General features: G+C 43.6%; 15 protein-coding genes and 3 pseudogenes. 6 read left to right on the top strand and 12 right to left on the bottom strand.

Annotation, left to right across the window (positions count from 1 at the left end; translation table 11 throughout):
* Positions 1–54: 54 nt before the first annotated feature.
* From F6K49_RS18665 to F6K49_RS18640, 6 genes are all read right to left on the bottom strand, one after another.
* The gene (locus F6K49_RS18665) at positions 55–954 is read right to left on the bottom strand and encodes a hypothetical protein (RefSeq protein WP_293099011.1); all 900 of its coding nucleotides are present in this window, start codon (positions 952–954) and stop codon (positions 55–57) included.
* Between the two features lie 92 nt (positions 955–1046).
* Positions 1047–2168 (bottom strand): glycosyltransferase family 1 protein, encoded by a 1122-nt coding sequence (locus F6K49_RS18660; protein ID WP_293099008.1) that lies wholly within the window; start codon positions 2166–2168, stop codon positions 1047–1049.
* Between the two features lie 222 nt (positions 2169–2390).
* Entirely contained in the window at positions 2391–2939 is a 549-nt protein-coding gene (locus tag F6K49_RS18655) for a hypothetical protein (RefSeq protein WP_293099003.1), read from the bottom strand.
* 149 nt (positions 2940–3088) lie between these two features.
* Positions 3089–4138 carry an FkbM family methyltransferase gene (locus tag F6K49_RS18650; protein WP_293098999.1) on the bottom strand — a complete coding sequence of 350 codons (1050 nt, stop codon included), beginning with the start codon at positions 4136–4138 and terminating at the stop codon, positions 3089–3091.
* 20 nt (positions 4139–4158) lie between these two features.
* Complete coding sequence (locus F6K49_RS18645; protein WP_293069774.1) at positions 4159–4854, bottom strand: class I SAM-dependent methyltransferase; 696 nt, start codon at positions 4852–4854, stop codon at positions 4159–4161.
* Positions 4855–4873: 19 nt separating this feature from the next.
* Positions 4874–5017: a hypothetical protein gene (locus tag F6K49_RS18640; RefSeq protein WP_293020450.1), complete on the bottom strand. Its 144-nt coding sequence runs from the start codon at positions 5015–5017 to the stop codon at positions 4874–4876.
* An 11-nt stretch (positions 5018–5028) separates the two neighbouring features.
* On the opposite strand from F6K49_RS18640, the gene F6K49_RS53465 reads away from it, so the two are divergent.
* From F6K49_RS53465 to chlG, 3 genes are read left to right on the top strand one after another with little or no spacing between them, the layout of a single operon-like run.
* Positions 5029–5349: a DUF2862 domain-containing protein gene (locus tag F6K49_RS53465; RefSeq protein WP_364303448.1), complete on the top strand. Its 321-nt coding sequence runs from the start codon at positions 5029–5031 to the stop codon at positions 5347–5349.
* Positions 5350–5391: 42 nt separating this feature from the next.
* Complete coding sequence (locus F6K49_RS18630; RefSeq protein WP_293069778.1) at positions 5392–6492, top strand: ArsA family ATPase; 1101 nt, start codon at positions 5392–5394, stop codon at positions 6490–6492.
* Positions 6493–6501: 9 nt separating this feature from the next.
* Positions 6502–7473: a chlorophyll synthase ChlG gene (gene chlG / locus F6K49_RS18625; RefSeq protein WP_293098995.1), complete on the top strand. Its 972-nt coding sequence runs from the start codon at positions 6502–6504 to the stop codon at positions 7471–7473.
* A 143-nt stretch (positions 7474–7616) separates the two neighbouring features.
* Here chlG and F6K49_RS18620 read toward each other — a convergent pair whose 3' ends face one another.
* Positions 7617–7775 carry a hypothetical protein gene (locus F6K49_RS18620; protein ID WP_293098992.1) on the bottom strand — a complete coding sequence of 53 codons (159 nt, stop codon included), beginning with the start codon at positions 7773–7775 and terminating at the stop codon, positions 7617–7619.
* Positions 7776–7849: 74 nt separating this feature from the next.
* On the bottom strand, positions 7850–8602 hold the full coding sequence (locus F6K49_RS18615; RefSeq protein WP_293098989.1) for an FkbM family methyltransferase: 753 nt from the start codon (positions 8600–8602) through the stop codon (positions 7850–7852).
* Between the two features lie 14 nt (positions 8603–8616).
* On the opposite strand from F6K49_RS18615, the pseudogene F6K49_RS53460 reads away from it, so the two are divergent.
* Both F6K49_RS53460 and F6K49_RS53455 read left to right on the top strand, forming a co-directional pair.
* A pseudogene (locus F6K49_RS53460) lies at positions 8617–8766 on the top strand (hypothetical protein); the annotation flags it as partial.
* Positions 8724–8846, top strand: a pseudogene (locus F6K49_RS53455) (hypothetical protein); the annotation flags it as partial. The pseudogenes F6K49_RS53460 and F6K49_RS53455, both read left to right, overlap by 43 nt.
* A gap of 85 nt (positions 8847–8931) precedes the next feature.
* On the opposite strand, the gene F6K49_RS18605 reads toward F6K49_RS53455, so the two are convergent.
* Positions 8932–9825 carry an SPFH domain-containing protein gene (locus F6K49_RS18605; RefSeq protein WP_293098983.1) on the bottom strand — a complete coding sequence of 298 codons (894 nt, stop codon included), beginning with the start codon at positions 9823–9825 and terminating at the stop codon, positions 8932–8934.
* A 137-nt stretch (positions 9826–9962) separates the two neighbouring features.
* Between F6K49_RS18605 and F6K49_RS18600 the strand changes: the two are divergent.
* Positions 9963–11039, top strand: a pseudogene (locus tag F6K49_RS18600) (IS4 family transposase).
* Between the two features lie 211 nt (positions 11040–11250).
* Here the strand turns inward: F6K49_RS18600 and F6K49_RS18595 are convergent.
* The 3 genes from F6K49_RS18595 to F6K49_RS18585 form a co-directional block, all read right to left on the bottom strand.
* Positions 11251–12051, bottom strand: a complete 801-nt coding sequence (locus F6K49_RS18595) for an AidA/PixA family protein (protein ID WP_293098980.1) — start codon at positions 12049–12051, stop codon at positions 11251–11253.
* 976 nt (positions 12052–13027) lie between these two features.
* Positions 13028–14209, bottom strand: a complete 1182-nt coding sequence (gene hpsP / locus F6K49_RS18590; RefSeq protein ID WP_293098977.1) for a hormogonium polysaccharide biosynthesis glycosyltransferase HpsP — start codon at positions 14207–14209, stop codon at positions 13028–13030.
* A gap of 557 nt (positions 14210–14766) precedes the next feature.
* Complete coding sequence (locus F6K49_RS18585) at positions 14767–16950, bottom strand: ATP-binding domain-containing protein (RefSeq protein WP_293098974.1); 2184 nt, start codon at positions 16948–16950, stop codon at positions 14767–14769.
* Positions 16951–17505 lie beyond the last annotated feature (555 nt).

Below are 17505 nucleotides of genomic sequence, written 5' to 3'. Positions count from 1 at the left end.
AGCAGTCAGAGTTTTAGTTTTTCTATGGAATTACATGCTCAAAAGTGCTTGGATTCAATTATCTTTTTCCAGTATTTGCTTTAAGAATTGCTTTATTTTTATCCTTACACCCCCCCCGAGTCTCCGGATTATCTTAAAGGGATGAGAGTTGCTTCCCTTATCCAGTAGACTTTCTAGGAAACTTGTCGCTCCTGCATATCTACGAGGAAAACTAACAATTTTTTGATAGTCTAAAGGATTAAAAAAACGCTCAGGAGTAAAGGGAGGAGAAAAGGCATCATTGACTAAATCTTCACGCACATAAAATCCATTGGCAGAATATAATCCACAACCTACTAACACCATCCCCTTACGGCGAGCTAGCTTCTCTAAAGATACAAGAGAAGCTCCATAAGCCGTAGAATTATAATCCCAGCGATAATTAGGGTCATAGGGCATGATCCATTCTTGAGGTGGTGGATAGGAATGATTATGCTCTAAACAAACAACTCTAGGTTGTATAACCGAAATAGCCTCATAAACGTAATAGTCATTACTATCAATATCCACTGACAGAAAATCAATTTCTCCAGTAATACCACCCCTTTCAATTAAATTATTAATATTTTCGGCGTTAACTACCGCTTCGATAAATTTTAAGCGACCTTCACCGATGGCATCTTGATAATTTTCTCTAATAGTTTTTGCATAGTCTGGCAAGGATTCTATCCACAATCCTGTCCATCCCTTTTCTAAAAGATAATGACTATTGTTTTCTCGTCCTGTTTCTGCTCCAAACTCCACAAAAACCTTTGATTTTATCCCAATTCTATTAAAGATTTCTTCTATAATGCCGTCTTCATCCGATTGAGAGTGTACCTTAAACCCAAAATGCTCTAACCTTCGTGGATCATCTCCTGCTCGAATCTTTCGGTCTTGTTTAATTTGTTCTATAACTGAATCCTGTTTATTCATGACTGATTACCTCACACCGATCCAAATATTACCGTCTTCGGGGTTTGATTAGCAACTAATACTGCTGACAAACTGATAGCGGTGTCCAGGATTCATGAGCTAATTGAACGATAACCATCCAAAGTCCGTTGAGCAGTCTTTTGCCACGTAAAAAGCTTAGCACGTTGCCGCCCTTTTTCAATCATAGATGCTCGGTGTTCTGAGTCTTCTACAACTATCTCCATAGCGTTAACTAGTCCATCCACAGAATCTGGCTCAAATAAACTAGCTGCATCTCCTACGACCTCAGGCAAGGAAGAGGTTAAGCAGCAGATAACTGGACATTGGCATTCCATTGCCTCTAGGGGCGGTAAACCAAATCCTTCATAGCGGCTGGTATAAATTAGGGCTTGGGCATTACAATATAGGGTTTTGAGTAGGGTATCATCACCCCTAAGATAGATGAAATTTTGCCGCATATTATGCTCTTCCATAACCTTGAATTCTGATTCCAAAAAATCACAGGAACCCCCAAAACAGACTAATTTGAAATTATCCCGTAATTTAGGACTAGCAGCAAAGGCTTTGAGGACTATTTCAAAATTTTTATATTTTGAACGAGTTCCCACATACAGGAAGTAAGGCTGACTACGGCAATCCTTTGGTAATTCACATTCGTTAGCGTCTTGAATTCGACTTGCCCAATAGGTTACTTTAGTTTTTTCCGGATTAACTCCCAATAAGTCTACTAAATCATTTCGGGTATTTTCGGAAGCTACAAAAATCAAATCAGATTGTTCAACTAGCTGTTGCTTATTTTTAATTAATGGCTGAAACTTAGCTTGTCCTGATAAAAATTTTTCGGGAATCATATCATGGATCGTTATCACAAGTTTCTTGGGTTTAACAATCTCGACTAAGTCAGCATCATAGTAGGTAGGATGATAGATATCATACTGTCTACCAAATCTACGGACAAACCATTGAAAGGAGAGTTTATTGATAGTGTCATTAATAACCTTACCTGTTGGAAAGGGCAATTTGGGCATCACCCAATATCTGGTGAGTTGATCGCAATACTCTGAAATATCATACCCATCGGTCTTGATCCCACGATGCCAATGAATTGAGCAGTCAGAGTTGGGCGATAACTCTCGCATTAACTCAATAAAAATTCGGGATATCCCACCAAATTTCTGGATGGCAAACATTTGATGGTCGTAGAGAATATCCATAGTGACTTTTGAGTTGTAAACAGATTACCTTAAGTTCCGTAGGGTGCGTTAGGGACGGGCTCACCCTCATTTTCAGCTCCTAGCCAGGGTTGGCACAGCCCGTCCCGTAACGCACCGCTAGTATTGGAACAGCCCGTCCCGTAACGCACCACCGGGTATATATACTAATCCTTGTCTTGATGCACCCGTACATCAAGGACACGTTCTCTAATTTCCAGAGTTTTATTGTTGAATACTTTCAAACATTATATTGAAAGTATCATGCCCGTCGGGGTATCTCAGCATTCCTGTTGCTATTTTAGCATTTTGACATTTCCCCTCACCCTCTAATTTTGTTCCTGAAACATCATACCAATCTAAATTCCATGTATCGTCTTTATTATATTTGATTTGAAATTTTACAGGATTGGGATACTTATGAGGATATTTATCACTTGTTACTGAGATTTCTTCAAGCTTTTTGTTTCCCGGATATGGATGGTCAAGAAGATACACTCTCCCTGTTACCAATGTATCTTCACCCCTTTCTATTATATTTATATTTTCGACTTCTCCAAACTGTAGATGAGCAAGGTCTGTACGATTATATTTTAATTCAATTCTTTGATTATCCTTGAATAACGATTTGCAATGCCCTTTTGGACAAGTTTGGTTTATAATTGGAATCAAGCATCTGATTTCTGATGTAAAAAGACCGACGACAATACCAACAGCGGAAAGAATCAAGCCGATTGCAGTAGTTGTTTTGTTCCAATTAAATTTATTTAGCATAATTTTCTTGAATGTACCTCATAATTATGGTATATAATATATTTACAGTTTACTAATAATCATCTCTGAAATCAAATAAAAAAGATAGAGCACAGTAACCTATTGCCTTTTGCCTTTTGCCTTTTGCCTCTTGGCCTTTGGAAGTATGTTCACAACCCAGATCCAAACGCTATATCAGGTTCTTTGAGTTTATTACTATCGTCATTTGTCTCTAAATCATGATAGACTTTACTCAATTGATGTTCACGCTCTGAGCCAGAAACCATTAGGAATAAATTAGCGCTTGTAGCACTCCCTAAGGTTAGTGCTGCTTCTGGAGTTGGTATAGATTTTAGTACTCTTGGGTTAGAATCTACGATCCAGCCCCGGAGGTTTTGATTGTAAAGATTCACTAGAGACGACATCAATGCTTCCCGTCGCTGCTCATTTAGATTCTTGGCACTTACTTCCATCATGATGACTAGATTTGGTGAGCGCTGAATGGTTTCCATAGCACCATTTAATACCGCAAATTCGTATCCTTCTACATCTATCTTGATGGCATCTATCTGGGATAATCCCAACTCTGGAAGTATGGAGTCTAGACTACGCACTGGAATTCTGAGCTTTTCACGCAAGACAGACCGCTTAGTATCATCCATACCACTAAATGCGGATTCCTGGGTAATATAAAAGTCTGTTTCTCCATCTTCAGCACCGATGCATAGGTCATGGCAAGAAACTAACTGTTGTAAGTGGTTAACTTCTACATTCTGTTGTAAAAGCTGGTAGGCATCTGGGTTAGGTTCAAAGGCATGAACACAACCGCTGGGAGTTAATTTTGTAGCTGATGATACGGCGTAGTAACCAAAGTTTGCTCCTACATCTAGCACAATGGAATTGGCATCCAGCAGACCTAAAAAGAGTTGGGCATCAAAGTATTCTTGGTAATGGCCATAGAAAAAGTCACACCCTAGTCGATCCCCGACATCAACGTGGAATGTCAAGCCTGATGGCAAATTCACTGCTTGGATATCCCGGACCCCTGCTGGATGGAGTTTTTCTCGAAGCGATCGCAAAAACAAGGTGTAGGGTACCGCCAAATTGGGGAAATCCATCGCCTGAGGCAGAAAATGGTGGAATACCTGAAGATAAATCTCCATCTTATCCAACTCATTTATGGACTCATGGCTAGGTAAATGCTCTTCCTGACTATCCATTAATTCGTAAACTCGTCTAGTTATTGTTTAGCAAAATTATACTTTGGTGTGACAATCTCGGGTGAGGGAACTAAATCACTGACTTGTAAGTCTACTGTAGATGCTAAAAATATTCGGCGTCTTTGGTGCTTGGTCTCTGTTTCCCAGAAATCTTCATGGTCTACATAACCCTGATAGTCGTATAGATAAGGAAATCCTGAAACTTGGAGCATTTTCAGCAAGCAACTTCGGCTAGGAATCATGGCATGGTAGGTTAAGCCCTGGGTTTCATTTTTGCCTTCTTCAACTAGATAGGTAACTGGTTCATTTAAAGGGACATTCATACTTTCAATAAATAACACTTTTTTGGTTAATAACTGCAAATTACGAATGACTTTGAATGGATTTTCTGTATGATAGAGCAAGCCGAAGCAAAACACTAAGTCTGCTCCAGCAAATTGAGACATCTGTGGGGTAGATTCAACATCAACCTGATAAAAATTAGCTTCAGTTACCCGTTTACTCGCTTCTTCAACAAGTTCTTGTCTCCCCTCTAAACCAATTACATTTACTCCCCAATTCACTAGCTTTTTAGAAAACCAACCAGGACCACATCCGACGTCAATGCAAGTGGTGAAACTTAATCCCTGATTGAGTCTAAGCTGATTGAGAATGTTTTCCGCTACAGCCCAGCGGGCTTGATTAATCGCAATATAGTAAGGTTCATCAAATAACATGGTTATAATTTCGATAAAATTATTGATAACAAACTTGTATAGCAAAGGGAGTAGGGAGTAGGGAGTAGGGAGTAGGGAGTAGTGAACAGAGGCAAGAGGCAGCTACCTCTACCCCCCTCAGACTACCCGCGCAGACTTCCGACACTTCCGACACTTCCGACACTTCCTTAGATTATGGGTATTCAACCGGACTTGATATCAGTCCCAGGGGCAACAGTGGAACTTATGACAGTTTTCCCTGATGCGATCGCGACAGATTCCGGTAAACTGAGGGGTGGTTTATCGTATGATCTAGTAGCAATGAAAATTGGGCAAAAAGTAAAAGTGTTTCGTCTAAGAGACCGGGTAGGCAACAACATCGCAAATAAACTGGGACAAATAGGCACGATCACAGATTATAAAATGACCGATGGCAGTGGAGTGGGCGTAACGGTGAAATTTGAGGACAACAGCTCTACCTGGTTCTTTGAGGATGAATTGAAAATCGTAGACTAGATTTTAATAAACGCGATCGCACCGAGGCACGAGACTTGCACTATGGCACGGATTCTAACATTTCTGGGTAAAGGCGGCACAGGTCGCACTACTGTGGCAATTGCTGCCGCTAAGCAGCTGTCGAGCCTCGGTCAACGAGTGCTACTGGTAGGACAAGACCCAAGTCCTAGCTTTGGACTGCTACTGGGGCTATCCCCAACGTCTGACCCGGTGGAAATAAGTCCTAACCTCCGGGTAGTACAGCTAATGACTACAGTACTACTGGAACGCAGCTGGGAAGATGTCAAAAAGCTAGAGGAGCAATATTTGCGATCGCCTACCCTAAAAAATGTCTATGGTCAAGAACTGGGCATCTTACCGGGGATGGATCATGCTTTAGCCCTCAACGCCCTTCGGGAGTACTACCAAAGCGGTCAGTATGACGCGATCATCTACGATGGCACCGGCTCTCAAGCTACCCTGAGAATGTTGGGAATGCCAGAAATTATCAGTTGGTATAGTCGTAGATTTCGCCAAGTCATGGCAGATTCTGACCTGGGCAAAGCCATTTCCCCCTTTATCCAACCAGTCACTAGCGCCATTCTAAATGTGTCATGGACGAGTGAGGACTTTGCTGGTGAATCAACGAATCAGGCCAACAATATGTTGGAGGAGGGAAAAAATGCGATCGCAGATCCCAATCGGGTCGCATCCTATCTGGTCACTACCGATAACCCCCTAGCCATTGCCACAGCCAAGTATCTGTGGGGTAGTGCCCAACAAGTGGGTGTTACTGTCGGTGGTGTGCTGGTAAACCAAACCCCGGTAACCCCAGCAATAGAATCGGAATTTGCCCCTCTAGTCGTTAATACTCTTCCCACTTCCCCACCAGGGGAAGATTGGCAATCCCTGATCGATGCCCTGCCAGATTTTAAACAGGCATCCCAGGCACCCAGACCTATGACTATCGACATTCCTGGTCGCAACGTTCGTTTATTCTTACCAGGTTTTAACAAAAAGCAGGTGAAACTCACCCAATACGGTCCAGAAGTCACCGTTGAAGCGGGGGATCAACGGCATAATATCCTGCTGCCTCCACAACTTAGTGGTCAATCCGTGAAAGGGGCTAAGTTTCAAGATGGCTATTTGATAATTTCATTCTAGGTAGTTGCTATGGCTGAAGAAAATCTAACTGAACAAAGTGCCAAAACCCGTCAGCTACTGGGTATGAAAGGCGCAGCTCCTGGTGAAAGCAACCTATGGAAGATTCGCCTGCAGTTGATGAAGCCAATTACCTGGATACCCCTGATCTGGGGGGTAGTGTGTGGTGCTGCTTCCTCCGGTGGCTACACTTGGACACTCGAAGACCTTCTGATGGCCGCCGCCTGTATGTTGCTTTCTGGTCCGTTGATGGCAGGGTATACCCAAACCCTGAATGATTTCTATGACCGCGAAATCGACGCCATTAATGAACCATACCGTCCTATCCCATCAGGAGCCATCTCTATCCCCCAGGTGATCACCCAGATTGTGGTGCTACTCCTAGCAGGTATCGCTCTTAGCTACGGACTCGATGTTTGGGCTGGTCATGAATTTCCCACACTCACCTGTCTTACCCTAGGCGGTGCCTTTCTAGCCTATATCTATTCTGCCCCACCCCTGAAACTGAAAAAAAATGGTTGGCTGGGAAACTATGCTCTCGGTGCCAGCTATATCGCCCTTCCTTGGTGGGCAGGTCATGGCTTATTTGGTCATCTTAACCTGACTATTATGATTCTGACCCTGTTCTACTCCCTGGCAGGGTTAGGTATTGCAGTAGTTAATGATTTCAAAAGTGTGGAAGGCGATCGCGAATTGGGCTTAAAATCCCTACCGGTCATGTTTGGTGTTACCACAGCAGCTTGGATTTGTGTGGTGATGATTGATGTATTTCAAGCAGGGATTGCTGGTTATTTAATCAGCATTGATCAGAAGCTCTACGCTGCTATTCTCATCCTATTAATCATCCCCCAAATCACCTTCCAAGATATGTACTTTCTTCGTGACCCCCTGAAAAATGATGTCAAATACCAGGCTAGTGCGCAACCGTTTTTGGTACTAGGGATGCTGGTTGCTGGTTTGGCTTTGGGTCATAGTGCAATTTAAAATAGGGAATCGGGAATAGGGAATAGGAAATAGGGAATAGGGAATAGGGAACAGGGAATAGGGAAAAAATCCTGTGTACCTAACTAATAGCTATGAGAAACGCTAGATATAGGTTTCAACCGGGCTCGATCTGAAAGCTTATATCATGTCGGGATAATTACCCTGTCTTGATGCAGTCGCTCATGGGGGAAACCACGCCAGTTGCTCATGGGGGGAACCCCCAAGACCGCACTGGCTCCCCAAGACCGCGCTGCATCGCTTAATAAAAATCTCCCCATCTCCCCATCTCCCCATCTCCCCATCTCCCCATCTCCCCACCCTCCCTCTAATTATGGGTATTCAACCGAGCATGATATTACTACTTACAGTCAATCGGTCAACCAGGGTAAGAAGCAATCAAATCAAGGTTTTTTGGAAGTTCCCCACCATCAGGTTTGTCTAAGACAAGAATCTTGTAGCCTAAAGATTCTAACAACTGACAACATTGCTCATAGACAGGTCGTCCATGGATAGACAAGAAAATGGTAGGATGAGCACTTTCCAACAGAGATTTGGCACCAAGTAGAACGAACTTCTCATGGCCCTCCACATCAATTTTGATGCAGTCGGGCACAGGAATTTCACCACTGGCAATCAGTTCATCTAAACTAACCATCTTGACTTGAAGTGTTCCTTGAGAAGAAATACCCCCCTGATAGCTGCCAGAGGTTTCTCTAAAGGATGCCATACCAGAGCGGTCTGAAAGCGCTGCTGCCATAACTGTGGCATTGGTAATGCTGTTGATAGACAGATGTTTTCTTAAGTAACCAAGGTTTTGGGGTAGGGGCTCAAAGGCAAAAACTTTTCCCTCATCACCAACTAGCACCGAAGTCAATAGTGTAAAGAAACCAGCGTGAGCTCCAATATCAAATACAGTGTTTCCTAATTTCAGAGTTTTCTCAAGCACCCGTTGGTTGTCATACTCATAAGTCCCTAACCAACAGCCGTTTCTGCCAGCACCAACTATCCATTTTTTACCGGCGAGCTTACCTAGCCAGATCGGCATTGTCATCTCAGGAGGAATTAGCCTTAAGGGCAAACGTAAAAGCTGACCAAAGAGGCTTTTTCGGGAAATCTGTTCCAAATCCATAGTTTGATTACCTGATGAAGCTGAAAACTATTAGAGTTTCTATTGATAGAATTCCCGAAAGTTATGGTCAAGTAACAGCTTTACCTTTAGTGGTCAGCGGTCAGCGGTCAGCGGTCAGCGGTCAGTGGTCAGCGGTCAGCGGTCAGCGGTCAGTGGTCAGCGGTCAGCGGTCAGCGGTCAGTGGTCAGCGGTCAGCGGTCAGCGGTCAGCGGTCAGTCGTCAGCTTATTTTATTCAAAAGCTGAACGCGCACGCGTGTGCTTAGCACATAAGCTAATAGCTGATAGCTGATAGCTGATAGCTGATAGCTGATAGCTGATAGCTGAATGCTTACAGTTTAAGACTACCAGTATTGACAACAGGTTGTATATTTTGCTCAGCCGTCAAAACCACTAGCAAATTGTTAATCATTGCTGCTTTTGTTTCCTGGTCTAGCTCAATAATTTGGTTATCGTTCAGCCGCTTGATGGACATTTCCACCATGCTCAAGGCACCTTCAATAATTTCTTGACGAGCTGCTATGATAGCTTGTGCTTGTTGACGCCTTAGCATGACTTGGGCAATTTCTGGAGCGTAGGCTAAATACGAAATACGACTATCTATCACCTCGACACCTGACACCTCTAAGCGAGCCTGTAATTCTTCCTTAAGAGCTGCTGCAATCTCTTCGGGGCTGCCTCTGAGTGAGGCTAGGTTTTCTTGATTAGTATCGTAGGGATAGCGACTAGCTAAACCACGGATAGCAGTCTCACTTTGGATGGCAACAAAATCTACATAGGAATTTACGTCAAACGTGGCTTTGGCTGAGTCTACAACTCGCCAGACAACTACCGCAGCAATCTCAATGGGGTTGCCTTTCGCGTCATTTACTTTCAGTTTATCACTATTGAAATTACGCACTCGAAGAGAAACAAGTTGCTTGGAGGCAAAAGGGTTAACCCACCAAAAGCCAGAGGTACGGACACTGCCAACGTAGTTACCTAAAAACACTAGCACTCGGGCTTGGTTAGGCTGCACAGTTAGAAAGCCTTTTAGGGCAACCAAGGCTACGATCACTAGACCAATACCAAATAAGTTGTTGGTATAGAGAAATAAGTCGTTGATATTGGAAAACCCGACTAGACCTTTACCTAACCACACACCAAAACTAGCGATCGCAATAATCCCTACCAGAGCAGCAAAACCATTAACTTTAAAGGTAGGAATTTCCTGAATACGTTCCATTTTCATGTATCCTTCGTCTATTGCTCTGTGTTGTTTTAGCTAATTGGCTGATACCTAAGTACAGGACAAAAAGCTTGAAATGAAGAGCAGGATAGGGTTTCATCAGAAATACCACAATCTGCCCAAAACCGCTATGAATCAATAAGCGCGAATTGAAGCAATTACTCCAAGAACATTTAGACGCTCCTTGGAGCCAGACTCTCGCTCTTTGCGCCCTGTTCTTGTTGGCTGTCCTCAAGGTAAAAACGGTCAATCTCTGTGAGCTGTCGTTAGGGTTTGGAGGCAAGGCACTGCCGGAATCGAGCTTACTTGCGTCAGAGCGCGATTTTTTCGAGGCTTTGAGGTGGATTACGCCCAAATTGCCAAAATGGTTGTGAGCTGGATGGGGATTCCTGATGGATGGGTTCTGAGCCTCGACCGAACAACGTGGGAATTCGGGTCTCATTGCTACAACATTCTGACAAACGGCATTGTGCATCAAGGAGTGGCAAATCCAGTATTGTGGTGGCTGCTCGATCAGAAGGGAAACTCCAATAGTGATGAGCGAATGCGCTTACCCTTGGAATTTTACCAGCTCTTTCCAAAAGCCGAGATCAGCGTGTTTGTGTGCAGACCTGCATGTTTATTGGTCAGGCATGGATTCGTTATCTGTTGCGCGGGGCCACTCTATCGTTTCGTATCCGAATCCGAGCCACTGATAAGATTGAACGCTCAGGAACGTCCCTGGCAGCCAAAGTGGTTTTTGCCCATAAGCATGCCAGGTGAATCCCAACTACTCTTGGGGGTTTGTCGTGTTTGGGGCTACCCAGTTTCAGTTGAAGCCAAGCGGCTTGATGATGGCCAGTAAAGAGTCGTGATTGCACCCCCGGCAACAAGCGCATCTGGTCACTGACGTTTGCCTTGCGTTGGGGCATTGAAACCCTATGCAGGCATTTTTAAAACCCGAGGCAAATGCCATTGAGTCCACTCACTTTACATTAGCTGAGCGTTTACGCAAACTGAAAGCCGCTGCTGACACTCGCACGCTCGTTGGTCAATGGGAACGGGTTTGTGGTTACACCAGTATCAACCCATTACTATTAAAAAACACGGTCGTCGGCAAGGGAGCTTATTTCGCGAACGGATTTGACTACTTGCGGCATTTGGTTTTAAATCCTTCTATCCACAATCAGGCTGACTTTTCGCACTCTCTAAAACTTTTGTCCTGTACTTAGATTGAAGGGTTTACTAGTTAGTTCCGTTCCTCTAAAGTTTATCTGATGGTGCATTACACTTTGTTAACGCACCATAGTGGCGTGACAGGCTTAATTTGAGGTCTTTAATTTTTACTCTAAAACTATGTCAATCAATTGAGGACTGAATATTCTTAAACCTCCATTTTTAACTGTGTCACGACAATAGAAGAGTCTCATTTGCACTTTAAGCTCAAATCACTCTGATTTCAGGATCGACTCTGAATTCAGCTATTATATCTCCACGATGATCCACTAGATGGAATGTAATGTCATAGTTAATTTTTTTCGAGTTACCGGGTTTCAATTGACCTATGTAGCTGTATGCTCTGCTTTGTGCGGTGACGTATTCTGGGGGTGTCTTTCCAACACTGCCTGACGGATACATATAGACTGTTGTTTCGTAGTGTTCATTTTCGAGCTCTTCTAACTTAGTAGGTCGTCCTGCCGTGGTAATATTTGCGACTACGCATTGGATATCACAAAAGGGTGTTATCGAATTACCCCACCAACGAATCCATTGGTTTGGTTTGGCTTTAATACTCAAGTTATAGGTCTCCGTTAAGTATGTTACATTATTCGACTCAGTGATTAAATCCGATTTGTCTATAGCCAATTTCCATCCCTGAGTGTCACCTCGACTTGCTATTAATCGGACATACTTACCTAATATATCCTGGACAGCTGGTGAGTTGCTGAATACTTTGTAATTTTCCTTGGAGTTCTTATGAGCTTGTTCAATAATTACGTTCCAATATGAGTTAAAAACGTAATGTTTTTTTTCTTTATCCCATTCTTGTAATGGTTGTTGTTTTGCGATTGTTTTCAAGGGCTCATTTTCAGGTATGTCTAGACCAAGGTAATAGCTTTTTATCTGTTCTTCTATTGAGTCAGCAGAACGAGACTCTTTATGATCTAATAGACCCAATATATCAATAGATACAAAAACATTTACTGCTAATCTCGCCTCTTCGCTTGTTGGGTTAGTTGTCATCTAATCGTTGCCTCTATTTAGTCTCTACACTCTTAAGACGATTTTACAGTGCCATTTCTGAATTTTTTGAGTTAGAGACATTTTTTAACTAAATTTACTCAATATAGTTGATTTACATCCATACTGATGTGATCGTATTTAGAGTGCAATAGCTTCCGGGATGCGGGTACTGGGTGAGTTTCTTCGTAGACATACCATCAATTATTAAATTGAAATTTGGCAAAAATCACGAATTTTGGTAACTCATAGTAGTAGATCAGGAAGAGGATAATTCCGGCAACTCCACCCTCGGTATGTCTTAGGCGCTTAGTCCGAAGTTTTAAACTGTATATAGTCAGCAAAAACGTCTCAAATTCAGTTAATTATATAGCGCATTAAAGCGATCACTTAATTACTATATAGAGTTAATTTAAATTGACTGTCCCTCGTTCCCCACTAATTTCGTTAGCTACATATAATTGGCTACGCGAACGCATCAACTCTGAAAAACCTCAATTAATACCAAATCCTGTTCCCACACCCCCTTATCTGCATAGCCATAGATTCCTGGCATACAAAGATTTGATCGATTTTTATAAAGGGGTTTTGACAAACGGATTTGGTATCACAGAGATTGACCGTTTTTACCTTGAGGACAGCCAACAAGAACAGGGCGCAAAGAGCGAGAGTCTGGCTCCAAGGAGCGTCTAAATGTTCTTGGAGTAATTGCTTCAATTCGCGCTTATTGATTCATACCAAATCCTGTTCCCACACCCCCCTTATCTGCATAGCCATAGATTCCTGGCATACAAAGATTTGATCGATTTTTATAAAGGGGTTTTGACAAACGAATTTGGTATCATAGGGTTTCGACAGATTGTGGTATTTCTGATGAAACCCTATCCTGCTCTTCATTTCAAGCTTTTTGTCCTGTACTTAGGGCTGATACATCTATTTTGCTTGGTTTATCGGGGATTTGACAGTACCCCTACGGGTACTAATGACTAATTTGACGGTAAACCTGAATCATTTGTTGTGCGATCGCATTCCAACTATAGTGCTCTAAAGCATACTCCTGAGCCTTGACTCCCCGCAGTTGGCATTCCTGTTTATTTTGAAGTGCTTCCCGTAACTGTCTAGTCAAAGCCTCAACCTCACAAGGACTCACCCATCCTGCTTCAGCATCTTTGACGTTTTCCCAAATATGGACCTGGTCAGAAATCACCACTGCTGTCCCAGCCACCATCGCTTCCGCTACCGCAATCCCAAAGTTTTCGTAGTAAGATGGCAGGACAAATACATCCGCATCCTTTAACAATGCTGCTTTCAAGTCACCAGTCACAAAACCAGTAATGGTGGTATTTGATGATAGAGTTGAAGCCTTGATCTGCTCTATGATACTATTTTCATAACTTGGGTCTTGAGGATTGGTTCCCGCCAAGACAAAGTGAAATTGGAGTCCCTCGTTTAAGAGCTTTTCTAGAGCTGGGATAAGTAAATCCAATCCCTTCTTCGGGTCAATACGAGACATAAACAACACTAAGGGCTGGTCATGGGGAATCTTCAATTCAGTATTTGCTTCACCTAGTTCTTGCTGGAGTTGTTGCTGGTTTGGCGGCGTTACTCCTAAGGGAATCATGATATCAGGGGATGCTGTCCCAAAACGTTCCGAAATCTTAGCTTCCTGTTGACTGGTAAAGTGTATACCAGCTGCTCCAGCTAAATTCGGTTTCTCCCACAGTGCGGCATAGATGCGCTTTAGCTGTTGTTTCTTCCGCAAATCCGCTGGGTCAAGGGTACCTAAGGGACGCAATAGGTAGGGTAATCCCTGTTTTCGGGCGATGGTAGCCGCTGCTGTAGTTACTGGAGAAAATAAGGCATGGATATGGGCAAGGTCAAATTCTGAGGCGTGTTGCCATAGCCAGCGTAATAAGCCCAGGGAAAATTTATAGCGGCGAAAGGGAGAGCAACGGAAGTATCTGATCTGATAACCATCCTGTTTTACTGGTTGATCTAGGGGTACATCCAAAGGGGGTTGACCAGCATCCCCATTAGAGTTAGTAGTTAGTACTGTAATTGCTACCCCTTGAGATGCCAGAGCCTGAGATAGTCCCTTTACCATTTGACTCGGACCACCATATACCAGGGAAATCGATGGGACGATTTGTAAAATTCGCATGGGATATTTCTTAATAGCAAGTTGGGTCAAAGATAGCACTATTCCTAATCAACCTTAGGAGCAATCACGAGCTTACGCCATCATTGAGCAACCTTTAGGTAAGCATTCAGCCGTCAGCTAAAAGCTCACGCTACTTGAGGTGCCGTCAGCCTTGTGGCACAGGCTTTGGCCACGCTACGCGAATGGCCACGCTGTGCGAACGACGCGCTTGAGGTAACTCAGCATTATTCCAATGCTTACTTGTTGTCTTGATGCAATAGCGAGTGGGGGAAACCCCCAAGACCGCGCTGGCTTCCCAAGACCGTAATGGTGCGTTTTCCGTAGGCGAATTAAATTCGCCACGGGTCGCACCTCTGCATCGCTTATTCCAAAGCTGGTATAGCACTACGCATTAAGATTAGGACATTCCTAAACTCCGAAACTTAGTCATAGCTTACTTCTGACTTCTGACTTCTGACTTCTGACTTCTGACTTGCGCGTAGCGCTATAGCTGATAGCTGATAGCTGATAGCTTAAGGATTCCTGTTCCCTATTCGGAAGTTCAACAGTTGTGACGGTTAACCTTCTTCAAGGTCACCAATATCCCGCTTCAGAGGTCGCTTGTAGGTAAAGGTGAAGGTATCGCCACTCTCAATGACCTGGCGGATTTCGCTATACATGGAATAGTCACCCACTCCACTGACACTTGCCCAGCCCCGCGCCCTAGTTAATGCCACAAATAGCTGGTTACGCAAACTCACATCACTCTCTTTCCTGGCAACATTATCAACACCGACCACATACACCATATCCGCTTCATTACCCTTTGCACGGGGCACACGAGATATGGTTACTCCACCATCTTTCCAGAAGCGATCGCGATCAACGTGGGGCCATTGAGGCTTTAGTTCATTCAACTCCAATGCCGTGGGAATATAAATATCAATGTCTTGCTCCATCAAAACAACAGCGACATGATTTTCTAATTCAATTGCTTCGGAAGTGGACCCTAAAGCTAGCACTAAGATTTCTTTACTGGCTTTAAGGTCATCATCAACCAGATTATGCATAATCTTATCTGCCAAAGCACTCATTTCTTCCTGACGAGAGCCATAGGTTTCAAAGTCTAATACTGGTGCGCTCCACAATTCAGGAACGGGATTGGGGGAGTTTTCTTTTGGACGATGGATGGTGATTTGTTGACCGGGAATAAAGTTTCCTTTGACTTCATAACCAATTTTTTCCCAATCTTCCTTTCTGGTAATTCCAGTTAGCATGCCCTCAGGACGTAGCAACCCCATTCCGAGCCCATGAGCAGCGGTGAGAATTGAGCCAGGAGTGCGGTAACAGCGCCGCATAACTTCAGATTTTTTAATACCACCGGGGTATTGTGGTCCTTGTGACAAAAGTCGGCTGAGATTTTCACCTAACAGTTCTTTTGTGGTAGGGATTTTTAAGGTGTCTAGGCTTTGAGCTTCGTCATAAGCCCAGATTAAGCGCCGTTGTTCTGGCTGTTCTGGGTTAACGGGTCGTAAGGCTTGATAAGCTAGCCAATAAATTGCTTGTTTGCCCTGGAATTTTAAATAATCTTCAGTAACTAAGTCTTGTCCTTCATCAATTAAAATAGCATCAAAGCAGGGTTCAATGTTGATTTCTTCCGATAGCCGTTTACAAAGTTCTGCTAAACCACGATTGGGCTGTCTTTCCCGAGTATCCCGAGCGGATTTGGGTCTAGCCCCATTTAACTGGCAAATTGTGCTGTATAAACCAGGCTGATCCTTAGCTCCCCAAGCATGAAGCACTCGCAGTTTGTGGTTAGTCTTGTGGTCATACTGGATATCGCCATTGCTGAAACGACGCAGCCATCGATCCACTAACCCAATCATTAAGTGGTAGAGGGTGCGACTAAAAAACACTAACCCAATCGTCCAGTCTGGGTGCTTCAAGTGCATATGAGCAGCTTTTTGGCATAGCAGCACTGTTTTTCCTGACCCCGCAATCCCCCGCAGCCGCTGAAACCCAGGAGGGATTTCTTTACCAATGTGTTCCTGCTGCATATCTAATTCGTAGAGTTGTTGGGTGTAAGCGGCTACAACATTAGCGCGCGTTTTGCCTTCGGTAGAGACTAGGCTACGCAGAGGTTTACGGAAAATAGGTGCTCCGCTGATCACGGCTAAAAGTAACTTCCACTGCTGATCATCTATGTCTTCTCCTGGTATCACTGATTCAGTTTCTTGAATACACTCTAGGAAGCCAACTTTACCCAGTTGGTCCTGGAAGATAATGGGAGGACAGTCTGGCAGTTGGTCAAAACCGTGGTGTTGCCATTGTTCTTGAGTAATTAGAGGAAGAGCAATCATCGCCCTTCCGGTAACTTTGCGCCAAATAGCAGGTTCGCGATCGCAAAAGGCGAGTATTGCTTTTAACTGATGTTCAGCTTGTTGGTAGGGATGTGCTTCAGTGGTGGAACAGTTTTGGAGTTGCCACTGATCACCATCAATAGTAATGATTTGATCAATGGTGATAGATTGGATTTCAATTACTACTAGACCAAGGTCTTGATCAGTAATTAAAATATCAGGCTCCTTAGAGATTTCCCCTACTTTAGAAAAAATAGGATAGCGCCAGTAGCCAATACAATTGCGTTCTGAAAAAGCACTGCGAGTGGCATCCCACACTCTTTGTTTTCCTGTTTCTTCACTTTCTGTGATCGGTTCAGTGGTAATAAATTTGCGACCCTGATCTGTATCGATAACCGACATTTGGGCTAATTTCCTCTGGTAAGATTTACATCGCTTTTAAGGTGAGGTACACAATTTTAGGGAATAGGGAGTAGGGAGTAGGGAGTAGGGAGTAGGGAATCGGGAATCGGGAATCGGGAATCGGGAATCGGGATAAAATCCTGTGTACCTCATAAGTATGGGAAACGGTAGATTAAATCCGTATTGCTATAGCGCGTTACCATCTCGCCACATCTCCGATACCTCCCACACTTTCCTGTCTTTCTCTACTCCAAGCTCGGAAACTCCCTAAAACCCAAGACGAAAGTACTTCACCTAATTGAGAACTGCTATACTGCTGAATACAGTCCTAAAGCTAGAGTTCCCAAATTGTCAGCTATGGAATACAGGGTGCAGGGAATTCAAGGGGCGCGGGGAGATGGGGAGATGGGGAGATAGGGAGATTTGGCAAACTCTATTCTGGTAAGGCAAAAGCAAGCTGAAGCGGTTAATCTGCTTCAGTCCTGGATTGATGATGAGGATATTGAAGAGCAACAAGAAACAGGTCAGTACTTGATCCATGCATTGGATCAGGAT

Source organism: Moorena sp. SIO3I6 (assembly GCF_010672095.1).
Note: the sequence above shows the minus strand (reverse complement) of the source record. Positions and strands in the feature narration are given on the sequence as shown.